Raw genomic sequence first — 12,451 nt, forward strand, 5'->3', positions numbered from 1 at the left:
CCGGTACCGCGACGTCAGCGCTGCGTGGGGCCGAGAAGTAGACAACGAACCCTCATCGCGCGTGAGACATGGGACACGTTGTCGGCGCTGGGCCCTGTCGGCGGCCGCGACTGCGAGACGCACGCGAACGCTGGGGAAGCAAGTTCCCGATGGGGGAATCGGCCACGGACAGTGTGACGCCGTCTTCTCAAACTGGTGACGAAGGGACCCGGTCTTCCGGGTCCCTTCGTCAGCGCGTGGTCAGCGGACTCAGACGCGGCCGAGCATCGCCTCGTTGAGGATGGTGCCGCCGAGCATCCAACCGCCGTCGGCGACCTCGTCGAGGATGACGAGGGTGGTGGGGCGTGCTCGCTCCCCGTAGGCGTCGACGATGGCGTCGGTGACGGCGTCCTGCAGCTTCTTCTTTGACTCGGCGGTCAGGGTGTCAGCGGGGACCTTGATGTTGGCGAAGGGCATGGTGTTCCTCTCGGTGGGGTTTCCCGGGCGGTCCGGGGGTCAAAGTGCGGCGTTGGAGGAGAGCAGGTCCTCGATGCCGACGCGGTGGTAGAACTCGGCGCGGATGCGGTCCGCGACCGCTGAGACGACCTCGCTGCCGTCGTGCGAGGGGTCGACGTGGGTCCGGTAGGGGCGGGTTCCCTCTGGGAGGCTGACCACGCGGACGATCTCGTCGGCGACGTCCTGCACGTCGGCGTCCACCGGGACGATCGCGGCGAGGCGGTCAGTGAGGTCCTGCCGGAGCGCCCCGTACTCCTCGTCGTGTGCAGCGACTCGGGCGGCGTCAATCGGGACCGCAGCGCTCGTGAAGTGGTTCGTTCCCGAGGTGAAGGCTCCCGGGACCACGATGGTGGTGTCGATGCCGAAGCGGACGAGCTCCGCGGCGTAGCTCTCGGCCAGGGCGTCCATGCCGGCCTTCGCCGCGAAGTACGGCGCGAGGAACGGCGGGTGCCCGCCGCGGGTCGATGAGCTGCCGACCCACACGACCAGTCCTGAGCGGCTGACGCGCATGTGCGGCAGGACGGCGCGGGCGACGCGTTGTGCGCCGACGACGTTGACGTCGTAGAGGGCCATGAACTGCTCGGGCGTGAACGCTTCGGCCGGGCCGTAGGCCATGTGGCCGGCGTTCTGCACGAGGACGTCGATCCGCCCGTGCGAACGGACGACCGAGTCGACGGCGTCATCGACGGACTGTTGTGACTGGACGTCGAGCTCGACGGCGCTGAGCTGCAAGCCCTCGCGGATGGCGAGATCCTCGAGCTCGGTGCGAGCCGTCGCGTTCCGACGGTCGGTCGCGCGCATCCCCGCGACGACCACGTGGCCCGCCCGCGCGAGCGCCTCAGCCGTCAGCCGACCGAAGCCGCTGGACGCACCCGTGACGAGGACGACCCGTGGAGCGGTCATCAGACCATCCCGCCGTTGGCGCGAATGGTCTGGCCGTTGACCCAGTGGCCGTCGGGTCCGGCGAGGAACGCCACGACCGCCGCGATGTCCTCCGGCGTGCCGAGCCGCTCGAGGGGCGGGACCTTCGACAGCGTGTCGATCTGCTCCTGGGTCTTGCCGTCGAGGAACAGCTCCGTCGCCGTCGGTCCCGGGGCCACCACGTTCGCCGTGACGTCCCGGCCGCGGAGCTCCTTCGCCAGGATCAGCGTCATGCCTTCGACGGCGCTCTTGCTCGCGACGTAGGCGCCGTAAGTCGGGAACTGCGTCCCGACCACCGAGGTTGACATGCCGACGAACGTGCCGCCAGCCCGGAGCCTGCGCGCCGCCTGCTGCGCGACGACGAAGGTCCCGCGGATGTTCGTCCGGTGCAGTGCGTCGAGGACGTCGAGGTCCTGGTCGGCGATCGTCGACAGTGCGAGTCGTCCGGCGGAGTGCACGACGACGTCGACGCCGCCGTGGTCGGCCTCGACCCGATCGAACATCGCGGCGACGGCGTGCTCGTCGGCGACGTCGGCCTGCACGGCGACGGCGCGACCGCCCACTTCCTGGATCTGCTCGACGGTGGCGGCGGCCGCGGCCGTCCCGCTGGCGTGGTTCACGACGACCGTGAAGCCGTCGGCCGCCAGCCGGGTCGACACCGCGCGGCCGATGCCGCGTGAGCCCCCCGTGACGACTGCGACGCGTTCTGGAGTGCTGCTCATCGTGCTTCCTTTCACTGATATGCATCGAGCATTTCGACGCTACGCAAAAGCTAGCACAGATACGATCACCGATACCAACTGCGCTACGATTGTTCTATGGCTCGATCTGATGAAGCACTCCGGAGCGCGCTGCTCCGCGCGGCAGAGGAGCAGCTCGTCGCAGCTCCCGACGGCGACATCGCCACCCGTGCTGTATGCGAAGCAGTCGGCGTCACCCAGCCCGTGCTCTACCGCGTCTTCGGCGACAAGCGTGGGCTGCTCGACGCCCTCGCCGACGTAGGTCTCGAGCGGTACGCGGCCAGGAAGGCCGAGCTCGAGGTGTCCGACGACCCGTCGGCGGACCTGCGACGCGGCTGGGACGACCACCTCGCATTCGCGCGCGAGCACGCCGCGCTCTACCGACTGATGTTCGCTCCTCGGCCGTGGGCCAGCAGTTCGGCGCGCGACGGCGTGACCGCGCTCCTCGAGCGGACGCTCACCCGCTGTGCAGCCGCCGGCATGCTCCGTGTCGACGTCAGGGTCGCGGCGACGATGCTGCTCGCCGCGAACGTCGGGCTCGCACTGGATGGGATGAGCGCCAACCGCCAGGACGACTCCGACGAGGTCGCCGACGCGCTCCGGGACGCGGTCCTCGGCGCCGTCCTCGTGCAGCCGCCCAGCCCGGGACGCGGTGACGTCGACGCGGCCTCCCGTCATCAGCTCCGCGCGCGACTCGAAGCAGGCAGATCGAGCCCGCTGCTCCCGGAGGAGTCGGCACTCATGCGGGTGTGGCTCGACCGACTCGACCACCACGCCGACCACGCCGACCACGACCAAGACGGCTCCGAATGATCTCCACGTTCCTCATCGAACACGCACCCCTGGTCCGAGCGGCATTCTGGGTGGCGCTCGCCGCCGCCGCCGTCCTCGCCTGGTTGCTCCACCGCCTGCGGCTCCGCGGCATCCTGCTGGGCCTGTCCGGGGTGTCGCTCGTCGCGGTGCTCGTGCTCACTCTGCTCCCCGACGGCACGCGCCCGGGCGGCGTCACCTGCACCGTGCAGTTCTCCGTCCCGTTCCAGGGCCTCGAGACGCTCGCCAACGTCGCACTCCTGCTGCCGCTCGTGCTCTTCCTCGGAACCGCGACGAATCGACCGCTCACGGTCCTTGCCGGCGCGGTGGCGCTCTCCGTCGCCATCGAGGTCGTACAGGCCCTCGCGCCGGCACTCGGTCGTCGGTGCGACACGAACGACTGGTTCATGAACACGGTGGGAGCGCTCCTGGGTGCGGGGATCGCGCTTGCTGTCTGCGCGATCGACCGACGGCGGGCTGTCGCGGTCTCAGGCTGAGTCACTGACGGCGGGCGCGATCCTGTCGGCCATCAGGGTGTGAAGTGCGCGTGCTCACCTGCCGTCGTGAAGAGGGTCGAGCACCTCGACGGGCTCGACCCCACCGAGGCTGCTGTGAGTCGAGCGCGCCGGTCCCGGTTCACGCGTCCGGGGCGGTGACCGGTTCGTGGGCGGTCACGCCGAGCTGCTGCTCGATCTGCGGCAGGAGTGCCCGCACCGCCGCGACGACGACTTCGTCCACGCGATCCTCAGGGAGCCGGCCGGTGGCCGTCAAGGCACTGATGCCTTCTGTCGTCGCCGCAACCAGGAACGGCATCGGGCCCATCGACTCCGGACTGCGCTCCCCGAGCAACTCCGCGCCCAAAGCGAAGAAGCGCTCGGCCGAAGACTGGGCCCCGGGGTCGCGCTCCGCAGTCGTGCCGTCGTCGGTCGACGCGAACATCAGCTGCATCAGGGGGCCGTTGTGCTGCGCGAATTGAGCATGAGCGCGGATGTACTCCGTGAGCCGACGCTCGAGGGTGCCCGCTTGCCGCGCGGCCTCGAGATGGCGATGCAGCTCGTCGAAACCGTCCGCGGCGATCGCGTCGAGGACGGCGTCCCGGTCACGGAAATGACGGAGCGGCGCACCATGGCTGACACCGACGCGGCGCGCGAGCTCCCGCACCGTCACCGCCTGCTGGCCCTCCTCGATCAGGAGCGCGCGCCCCGCTCGCACGAGCTCCTCACGCAGCGACCCGTGGTGATAGGAGCGAGCTTGCGGTGCCATCTGATCAGTGTAGACGTTGACAACAATGTGGTCACTGTCTACATTAGGGGCATGGGCGACACCAGAGCAGGCCAGGCACCGACCAACGAGACCGTCATCATCACCGGCGGCACCAGCGGCATCGGCCGAGCGACCGCGGTCGCCCTGGCCGAGTCCGGTTCACGCATCATCCTCGCTGTCCGGAACCAGGAGAAGGGGCAGGCCGTGGCAGTGACCCTCCCCGGCACTCTGGGAACGCACCGCGTCCTGCCGCTCGACCTCGCGCGGCTTGAGACGGTGCGTGACTTCGCAGACTGCATCGACGAACCGATCGCCATCCTCGTCAACAACGCCGGCGTCGAATCGAAGGACCTCCAACGGACGGCCGACGGTCACGAGCTCCAGTTCGGCACGAACCACCTGGGGCATTTCCTCCTGACGACACTGCTCCTACCGCACATCACCGACCGCGTCGTCACCGTCGCCTCCCAGGCGGAACGGATGGCTCGTCTCGACCTCGACGACCTCGATTGGCACCGACGCCCGTACCAGGCGAGCCGGGCGTACGCGGACTCCAAGCTCGCCAACCTGCTCTTCACGTCGGAGCTGGACCGGCGGCTGCGGACGTCGGGCTCTCGAGTGCGGGCGCTGGCCGCTCACCCGGGGTTGGTCAAGACAGCCATCTACGACCGGCCGGCCGGTCAGCGCCCCAACCTCTGGGATCGGCTCGTCCCGATCCTGGGGCAGGAGCCGGAAGACGGTGCGCTGCCGTCGCTGCTCGCCGCCTCAGCCGACCTCCGCGGCGGCACCTTTGTCGGACCCCGGCGGATGATGCACATGCGAGGCGGGGCTGAGGTGATCAGCCAGTCCAAGCAGGCACGGAACCCGGAGACAGCAGCGAGACTCTGGTCGATCTCCGAGCGGATGACGGCAGCGGGCACCCGCCCGTGAGCCTTGTCCAGGACCGTCCCCGCGCACTCGGGACCGGAGTACGCAGATGGCACCGACCTCTCGTCGCCTTCACCACAGTGATGTGCCTCTGGGCTGTGGTGTGCCTCATCGGGCTGCTCCTCGATCCGCGGACATTGGCAGGAGACCCGATCTGGGCCAAACCTCTCAAGTTCTCGATCTCCCTCGCGCTCTACGCCATCACACTTGCGTGGATGCTCTCGATGGTGCAGCGGCCCGTCCTGCGTCGGATTGGTTGGTGGGCCGGAACCATCGGCGCAGCCGCATCCCTCCTGGAGATCGTCGTCATCTCGATCCAAGTGATACGCGGCTTGGGAAGCCACTTCAACGTCTCGACTCCGACGAACCAGCTCTTCTACCAGCTCATGGCCGGTGGGGTCACCCTCATGTACTGCGCGACACTGGCCATCGGAGCCTCCCTGACCATGTTCTCCAGGATCGAGGACAGGGCGCTGGCGTGGTCCCTGAGGCTCGGACTGATCATCGCATTGGTCGGTCTCTCCGTGGGCTTCCTCATGGTCATACCCACCGCAACCCAGCTAGCCGACCCGACGTCGGCTACCTACGGCTCCCACTCCGTGGGCGGTGACGACGCGACCGGCGGCATCTTCTTCCTCGGCTGGAACACCGCCCACGGAGATCTCCGCGTGTCCCACTTCATCGGGATGCACGCACTGCAGGTGCTGCCGATCCTCGCGATCACGCTCCCCCGGGCGCTTGGTGAGGCCGACCGGCTCCGCATCGTCCTCGCGGCCGGAGCGACGTACGCTGCCGGCACCGCGCTCGCGCTCTGGCAGGCGTTACGCGGTCAATCAGTCATCCACCCCGACGCCATCACCATCACAGCAGTCGGAGTCACCGCCGTCCTGGCTGCGATGAGCTTCACGATCATCGCCGCGCAGAGACGCCACCAGCACAGGTAGCTCCAGAGCCTGGCCTGACGGCACACCGATGGACGAAGTCGAAGTCGAGGTCGCGCTCGACGAGCGCCCTGGTTTCCCGTCGAGTCTCGGCTCACCATCTCCTGTCGGTCACCCCCAGTGTGGTCGCTACGAGCACTTGACCGGGCCTGGGTTGCCTCGTACTTCAGGTGAGCAGGGTGAACGCCGCTCGGCCGACGCTGAGGAGCACCGACCGGTCGGCGCCGGCGGAGCCGAGGACCTCCATGCCGCGAGTGACCGCCACGAAGTACGTCGCCAGGGCTCGGGCGTCGAGAGTCGCGTCCACTTCCCCGGCTGTCTGCGCTTGCTCGATGCACCCGGCGTGATCGTCCTCGAGGCGCCGACAGGCGCAGCGAGCGGCCTCGGCGACCTCCGGATCGCGGTCGGCGTTGTTCCCGATGCTGATCGGGAGGGCTGCTTCGAGCTCGTCGCGGCGCTGCGGCGGATCAGTGGGATGAGTCGGTGTCAGCAGCTGGACGTTCGGCCCGATCTGGCAGTCCTTCCCCGTGGTGATCGCTCGTCACAGACCCGACGCCGCACACCGCCACCGGCCTGGGCAGCGACCCGGTCCACACAGACCGACCCTCCCCAGACTCACGCCCGGTCGTGCACCGTCACGTGGTACCCATCCAGGTCGGCGAACGTGAACGTCCGCCCGAACGGCCCGTCGATCGGGCTCGCGACGATGCGGTGCCCGTCGGCCAGCAGGGCGTCGTGCATCGCCTGCACCTCGGTGCCGTGCAGCCAGAGCGCGACGCCGACACCGGGCTGGTCGGCGGCGTCGAGGTCGGTGCCGGGGACGACGTCCCGCAGCGCGAAGGCGATCGGCGTCGTGGTGAAGACGACGGCGTGCGGGGGCCCGGCGGGTGAGCGGACCAGGCCGAGGTACCGCTCGTAGAACGCCTGTGAGGCGTCGAGGTCGCGGACCTGCAGGGAGACGAAGTCGGGGCCGGTGACGGGCATGGGTGCTCCTTGTGTCGATGTCAGTTGTCTGACATCGAGCAGCATATGTCAGACTACTGACATGAGTCAAGACGGACCGGGCGTCGACCTGCCGACCTCGATCGGCTACCTGCTCAAGGAGACCGCGACCGCACTCCGCACCGCGATGGAGGCCGTGCTCCGCCCGCTCGGCATGACGGTGACGCACTACTCGTGCCTGGAACTGCTGTCGCAGCGTCCGGGTTCGTCGAACTCCGAGCTCGCCCGCGGCACCTTCGTGACGCGGCAGTCGATGAACGTGCTCCTGCAGACCCTGGAGCGGGACGGCGTCGTCACCCGCCCGTCGGAGGCCCGCTCCGGCCGGGTGATGCCGGCGCAGCTCACCGAGCGCGGACGTCGCGACCTCGCCGCAGCGACGGCGGCGGTCCGCGGCGTCGAGGACCGGATGCTCAGTGACCTCGGCGAGGACGACCGAGCGGCCGCCCGGCGCCTCCTGCAGAGCATGGTCCGGTCGCTCCGCAGCGCGGACCAGACCCAGGCAGCCGCCGACGACGCGGGCTGAGGGTCAGACCTCTTCGAGGAACGCCCGGACGACCCCGACAGCGTCGGGATGGTCCTGCGGCCGGTGTCCGTGCCCGGCGAGCGTCACGTGACGGGCACCGACGATCCGGGAGGCGATGGCCTCGTACTCGTCGTTCCATCCGCCCGTCACCACCAGCGTTGGTACGCCGATCCGTTCCGGGGTGTCGAGCGTCCACGGACCCGGCAGACGGCGCTGCCGCTCGGCCGCGAGCAGGTCGGCCGAGTCCGTCGGGGGTGCGATGGTCTGTCCGGCGAGTGCCGCCGCGAAGGCGACGGCGAACTCCGCCGGCGGGAGCGTCGATGCCCGGTCGAGCACCGGTTGCACCCGACGGATGTGGTCCTCGACCGCCGGGTTCCCCCGAGCCAGGGCGTAGGCGGCGGGCTCGAACAGCACGAGCGCCCGGACCAGGTCAGGACGACGAGCGGCCGCACGCATGGCGACCGGCCCGCCGAAGGAGTGCGCCACCACGGTCGCGCCGGCATCGCACGCCTCGAGCAGCCGGGCCTCCCAGCGGTCCTGGTCGAACCTGGCCGGCCCGTCCGCGCCGTACCCGGGCGTCACCGCGAACCGCGCACCGGGCAGTTCGCCGACCGCCGACCAGGCCCGGTCCGGACTCCGGTTCGAGGCGTGCAGGAACACGACCCGCGCGCCCGTCCCGTCACCCGTCATGGACTGCAGGGTAGCGCTGCCCTCCCGCCCGGTCACTCGCCGGCGAGGACGCCGTTCATCGCGATCCACACCGGAACCCACGGAGCGCAGAGCGCGAGGACCAACGCGACTGCAGCACCGACCCGGTGCACACCTCGCCACAGGAGGACGACCGCCAGGACCACGGTGGTGGACGCTGCCGCAACGCTGACGACCGCCGCGGCGTTCAGGCTTGCACGGCCACTCGCCGTCGCGGCCGGTGTCGGCGTCACCCCGAGCGTGAACACGTCCAGCAACGCACCGAACCACAGCATCGCGACGACGACCCCGCAGCCCAGGACGAGCACCACCCACATCGCCGCGACGACCCCGCGCTCACCCGTCCGCATGTCGCTCATCGACGTCATCGTAGGTGCAGCTGCTCGCCGTCGGTCGCGATGGCCGATGGCCGATCGCCGATGGCGCTGCTGCACTGGAGCGGCGCCGGCCCGGTCGGACACACGACCCGACGGACGCACGACCCGCCGGACCGGCACGCGACGGACGGGAGGCGCGGCACCCGCTGGCACCGCGCCTCCCGTCCGTCAGCCATGCAGTCAGTTAGTCAGGCCGACCGGCGAGCACCCGGCTCAGCGAACGGCGAAGGGCGCCCGGCGCCCCTCTCCCCACGCCCAGTGCAGCAGCGCGAGCCCGGAGTCGTTCGTGACCCGGAGCGAGAGGTTCTGACCCGAGCCGCGGACGGTCTCGAGGCTGTAGGTGTCGTCGGTCCGGAGCCCCGGCCAGTAGACCGCGCCGAGGTGCCGCTCCCGCGCGACGGTCGTCACGGTCTGCAAGAACGCGACCGAGTTGTCCGCGTCGGCGTTGCCCGTGGTGGCGGAACCGCGGTAGTCGAGGCCGGTCGTCATCGGCACGCCGAACTCGTCCAGGACGGTCCGGTTCGAGCATGCCTGGTCGCCGAGTCGGCTCTCGAAGTCGGCCTTCCACTCGGCGGCGTTCCGGGTGCCCCAGTAGCCGTAGTAGTGCTGGGAGACGTAGGTGCCGTCGAGTGCGGGTGCCGCGCAGATCGCGTCGACGTGGTCGTTGTAGCCGGTGCCGCTGACGAACACCCGGTCCCGCGGAATGCCCTGCGCGGTGTAGCGCTGCACCCACGTCGTGGCGAGCTGGACCCAGTCGGCCGGGGCGTACCCGAACGGCTCGTTCATCGGCTCGAAGAACACGCCGGAGTCGTGGCTGTACGTGCGGGTCAGGGTGTCCCACATGCCCCACCAGGCGGCGGGGTCGTCGACCTTGCCGTCCTTGCTGGCGTCGCTGCCCTCCCAGTAGCCGAGGACGACCTTGACGTCCCGGTGCCGGGCGGCGTCGATGACGGCACGGTAGGAGTTCCACCAGGTCGTGCCGACGGAGTACGGGTTGACGGGCAGTCGGACGGTGTCGGCGCCCAGGTCCTTCCGGAACTCGCGGATGACCCGGTCGGCCTTGCGGTAGGTGGTCCGGTAGTCGTCCGAGGTGGACAGGCCGGACAGCACGACGGGTCCGTTGACGTAGTTGTCGCGCGGGTCGGCCCAGTTCACGCCGTGGAACCGGGTGGGGTCGAGCCGGGCGTCGGGTTGGGCGTCGTGGCCGTGGCGGGCGGCCGAGACCGAGGTGCCGGTCGTCGCCGCTGGCGACGCGGACGCGGTCGTCGGGACCGCGAGGGCGAGTGCCGTGACGCCCGCGCAGACGGCGGTGACGACGGTCGCGATCCGGCGGAGACGCCCTCGTGTCGGTCGGCCCCTGCCGTCCGTCGAGGTGGTGGTGTGGATGGTCATGGTGTTCCCTCCTGCTCCGTCCTCGGAGCACCCCGGACGCCGTCGTCCTGGGGTCGTCGACGGAGCATGACCGGTCCCCTCCCGGTGATGGCAACGTCAACACGGCGAGGATTGCACTCTGCACCACGTGTGTCAACAGGTCGGTCACGGACGCACCGACGACGGACGGGAGGCGCGGTGCCAGCCGGCACCGCGCCTCCCGTCCGGTGGTCCGATCGTCCAGCACGCCGGCGGGCCGGCGCTCAGCGCGCGGCGACCGCCTGCTGCGCTGCCGTCTCGGCGGCGACCCATGCGAGCATCCCGCACTTGACCCGCATGACGAACTTCGAGACCCCGTGGAACGCGACGAGGTCCTCGAGCACGTCCTCGTCCGGCTCGCCGACGCCGCGGGAGCGCATCATCGTGCGGAACTGCTCGGTCAGCGCCAGCAGTTCCGGCACCGTCCGCCCGACGGCCATGTCGGTCAGGACCGAGGCGGAGGCCATCGAGATCGAGCAGCCGTCCCCCTGCCAGGCGACCTCGGCGATGCGGTCCGTGCCGGGCTCCAGCCGCACCCGCACGGTGATCTCGTCACCGCACGTGGGGTTCCGCTCGAAGTGCTCGGCGTCGGCGTGCTCGAGCGGGCCGTCCCCGTGCCGGGCCTTGGCGTGGTCCAGGATGACCTGCTGGTACAGGCTGTCGAGGCTGTTCACGAGGCGTCCTCGGCGTCGGCACCGAAGTACCCGCGGATCTCGGCGACGGCGGTGATGAAGCGGTCGACGTCCTGCTCGGTCGTGTACACGTACGTGCTCGCTCGGCTGGTGGCGGTCAGGCCGAGCCGGCGGTGCAGTGGCTGGGCGCAGTGGTGGCCCGAGCGGACCGCGATGCCCTGCGCGTCGAGGTACTGCGACACGTCGTGGGCGTGCACCCCGTCGACCACGAACGCGGCCAGGCCGCTGCGTGCGACCCCGGCGGGCGGGCCGACGACCGTGACGCCCGGCACGGTGGCCAGGCCGGTCAGCATCCGCTGCGCCAGGTGCTCCTCGTGCGCCTGGACCCGCCGCATGCCGATCCGTTCCAGGTAGCGGACGGCTTCGGCGAGCGCGACGGCCTGGGACACGGGCTGGGTGCCGGCCTCGAAGCGCTCGGGGGCCGGCATGAAGTCGGTGTGCTCCATCGTCACGGTCGTGATCATCGAGCCGCCGGTGCGGAACGGGGGCAGCGCGTCGAGCAGCTCCTGGCGGCCCCAGAGGACGCCGATGCCGTTCGGGCCGAGCATCTTGTGCCCGGAGAACGCGGCGAAGTCGACGTCGAGCGCACGGACGTCGAGCGGCCGGTGCGGTGCGGACTGGCAGGCGTCCAGGACGACCAGGGCACCGACGGCGTGCGCGGCGACGACGACCTCGGCGACGGGGGCGATCATGCCGGTGACGTTCGAGACGTGGGAGATCGCGACGACCCGGGTGCGGTCGGTGACCAGCGCGAGGGCGTCGGCTGCGGTCCAGCAGCCGGTGTCGTCGACGGGCACCCAGCGGAGCGTCGCACCGGTGGCAACGGCGAGCTCCTGCCACGGCACGAGGTTGGCGTGGTGCTCGGCCTCGGTGACCAGGATCTCGTCCCCCACACCGAGTCGGAAGCGGTCGGCCTCGGGGCCACCGCGGCCGGCGCTGGCGTTCCGGAGGCCGTACGCGACGGTGTTCAGCGCGTCGGTGGCGTTCGCCGTCCAGACGACCTCGGACGGGCTGGTCGCGCCGATGAAGCGGGCGACGGTTGCTCGGGCGTCCTCGTAGGCGTCGGTGCTCAGCGCGGCGAGGGTGTGTGCGCCGCGGTGCACGGCGGCGTTGTCGTGCTCCAGGAAGCGGCGTTCGGCGTCGAGGACCTGCACGGGTCGCTCGGCCGTGGCCCCGGAGTCGAGGTAGGCCAGGGGCTGCCCGTTCACCTCTTGCTGCAGGATCGGGAAGTCGGCCCGGATGCGGGCGACCTCGTCCTCGGTGAGCGGTTCGACGGTGTCGTCCGTCGGCGCTGGTGCAACGATCGTCACGGTGCTGGCCCTCCTGTGCGTCCTGCGGGACACAACCCGTCAATCGTGGTCGTTCTTCCCCGGGGCGTCCAGTCGGGCCAGCACCGCGCGGTCGTCGTGCGGCTGGCGCTACTCGTTGCCGATGCGCTTGTCGGCCTCGTCGCGGGCCTTGTCGATCTTGTCGTCGTACTTGCCGCCGGTGGCCTTCTTCACGGCGTCGGCGACACCGTCGAACACCTTGTCGCTGACGCCTTCAGCCTTCTCGCTCTTGAGCGCGTCCTGCACCTTGCCGTCCTGCAGGAAGGACTGGGCCTTCTTCGCGATGTCGTCGAACCCCGCCATGACCGGCTCCT

General features: G+C 70.3%; 17 protein-coding genes and 1 pseudogene. 5 read left to right on the forward strand and 13 right to left on the reverse strand.

Annotated elements, in window-relative coordinates; genetic code table 11:
• Positions 1-249 precede the first annotated feature (249 nt).
• The 3 genes from DEI97_RS12485 to DEI97_RS12495 are packed head-to-tail and all read right to left on the reverse strand — an operon-like array spanning position 250 to position 2,138.
• Entirely contained in the window at positions 250-456 is a 207-nt protein-coding gene (locus DEI97_RS12485; RefSeq protein ID WP_071275925.1) for a tautomerase family protein, read from the reverse strand.
• 39 nt (positions 457-495) lie between these two features.
• Positions 496-1,398: an SDR family oxidoreductase gene (locus DEI97_RS12490; protein ID WP_111074713.1), complete on the reverse strand. Its 903-nt coding sequence runs from the start codon at positions 1,396-1,398 to the stop codon at positions 496-498.
• Positions 1,398-2,138 carry an SDR family oxidoreductase gene (locus DEI97_RS12495; protein WP_111074714.1) on the reverse strand — a complete coding sequence of 247 codons (741 nt, stop codon included), beginning with the start codon at positions 2,136-2,138 and terminating at the stop codon, positions 1,398-1,400. The genes DEI97_RS12490 and DEI97_RS12495 overlap by 1 nt, the downstream gene beginning before the upstream one ends.
• A 96-nt stretch (positions 2,139-2,234) precedes the next feature.
• On the opposite strand from DEI97_RS12495, the gene DEI97_RS12500 reads away from it, so the two are divergent.
• Complete coding sequence (locus DEI97_RS12500; protein ID WP_111074715.1) at positions 2,235-2,969, forward strand: TetR/AcrR family transcriptional regulator; 735 nt, start codon at positions 2,235-2,237, stop codon at positions 2,967-2,969.
• Complete coding sequence (locus DEI97_RS12505; protein ID WP_111074716.1) at positions 2,966-3,463, forward strand: VanZ family protein; 498 nt, start codon at positions 2,966-2,968, stop codon at positions 3,461-3,463. The genes DEI97_RS12500 and DEI97_RS12505 overlap by 4 nt, the downstream gene beginning before the upstream one ends.
• A gap of 139 nt (positions 3,464-3,602) precedes the next feature.
• On the opposite strand, the gene DEI97_RS12510 is transcribed toward DEI97_RS12505, so the two are convergent.
• Complete coding sequence (locus tag DEI97_RS12510) at positions 3,603-4,229, reverse strand: TetR/AcrR family transcriptional regulator (protein WP_111074717.1); 627 nt, start codon at positions 4,227-4,229, stop codon at positions 3,603-3,605.
• A gap of 51 nt (positions 4,230-4,280) precedes the next feature.
• Between DEI97_RS12510 and DEI97_RS12515 the strand changes: the two genes are divergently transcribed.
• Positions 4,281-5,159, forward strand: coding sequence for an SDR family NAD(P)-dependent oxidoreductase (locus DEI97_RS12515; RefSeq protein WP_111074718.1), 879 nt, complete (start codon positions 4,281-4,283; stop codon positions 5,157-5,159).
• 212 nt (positions 5,160-5,371) lie between these two features.
• On the forward strand, positions 5,372-6,100 hold the full coding sequence (locus DEI97_RS12520; RefSeq protein ID WP_146248129.1) for a hypothetical protein: 729 nt from the start codon (positions 5,372-5,374) through the stop codon (positions 6,098-6,100).
• 163 nt (positions 6,101-6,263) lie between these two features.
• Here the strand turns inward: DEI97_RS12520 and DEI97_RS17800 are convergent, their stop codons facing one another.
• The 3 genes and pseudogenes from DEI97_RS17800 to DEI97_RS12535 all read right to left on the reverse strand — a co-directional run bounded on the left by DEI97_RS17800 (position 6,264) and on the right by DEI97_RS12535 (position 7,081).
• Positions 6,264-6,524, reverse strand: a complete 261-nt coding sequence (locus DEI97_RS17800; protein WP_502866669.1) for a TetR family transcriptional regulator C-terminal domain-containing protein — start codon at positions 6,522-6,524, stop codon at positions 6,264-6,266.
• Positions 6,507-6,632: pseudogene (locus DEI97_RS12530) on the reverse strand (sugar O-acetyltransferase); the annotation flags it as partial. The gene DEI97_RS17800 and the pseudogene DEI97_RS12530, both read right to left, overlap by 18 nt.
• Positions 6,633-6,712: 80 nt before the next feature.
• Positions 6,713-7,081, reverse strand: coding sequence for a VOC family protein (locus tag DEI97_RS12535; RefSeq protein ID WP_111074720.1), 369 nt, complete (start codon positions 7,079-7,081; stop codon positions 6,713-6,715).
• Between the two features lie 61 nt (positions 7,082-7,142).
• Between DEI97_RS12535 and DEI97_RS12540 the strand changes: the two genes are divergently transcribed.
• On the forward strand, positions 7,143-7,622 hold the full coding sequence (locus DEI97_RS12540) for a MarR family winged helix-turn-helix transcriptional regulator (protein WP_111074721.1): 480 nt from the start codon (positions 7,143-7,145) through the stop codon (positions 7,620-7,622).
• A gap of 3 nt (positions 7,623-7,625) precedes the next feature.
• Here DEI97_RS12540 and DEI97_RS12545 read toward each other — a convergent pair whose 3' ends face one another.
• The 6 genes from DEI97_RS12545 to DEI97_RS12570 form a co-directional block, all read right to left on the reverse strand.
• Positions 7,626-8,312, reverse strand: coding sequence for an alpha/beta fold hydrolase (locus tag DEI97_RS12545; RefSeq protein ID WP_111074815.1), 687 nt, complete (start codon positions 8,310-8,312; stop codon positions 7,626-7,628).
• Positions 8,313-8,344: 32 nt separating this feature from the next.
• On the reverse strand, positions 8,345-8,689 hold the full coding sequence (locus tag DEI97_RS12550; protein WP_146248130.1) for a hypothetical protein: 345 nt from the start codon (positions 8,687-8,689) through the stop codon (positions 8,345-8,347).
• Between the two features lie 231 nt (positions 8,690-8,920).
• A complete protein-coding gene (locus DEI97_RS12555) occupies positions 8,921-10,099 on the reverse strand; it encodes a glycoside hydrolase family 5 protein (RefSeq protein WP_111074723.1) in 1,179 nt (392 codons plus the stop codon).
• Between the two features lie 242 nt (positions 10,100-10,341).
• Positions 10,342-10,791, reverse strand: a complete 450-nt coding sequence (gene sufU, locus DEI97_RS12560) for a Fe-S cluster assembly sulfur transfer protein SufU (RefSeq protein ID WP_111074724.1) — start codon at positions 10,789-10,791, stop codon at positions 10,342-10,344.
• A complete protein-coding gene (locus DEI97_RS12565; protein ID WP_258376688.1) occupies positions 10,788-12,119 on the reverse strand; it encodes a SufS family cysteine desulfurase in 1,332 nt (443 codons plus the stop codon). Before DEI97_RS12565 ends, sufU begins: the two co-directional genes overlap by 4 nt.
• 108 nt (positions 12,120-12,227) lie before the next feature.
• The gene (locus DEI97_RS12570) at positions 12,228-12,440 is read right to left on the reverse strand and encodes an antitoxin (RefSeq protein WP_111074725.1); all 213 of its coding nucleotides are present in this window, start codon (positions 12,438-12,440) and stop codon (positions 12,228-12,230) included.
• Positions 12,441-12,451 lie beyond the last annotated feature (11 nt).

Source organism: Curtobacterium sp. MCLR17_032, from assembly GCF_003234795.2.
Classification (GTDB): domain Bacteria; phylum Actinomycetota; class Actinomycetes; order Actinomycetales; family Microbacteriaceae; genus Curtobacterium.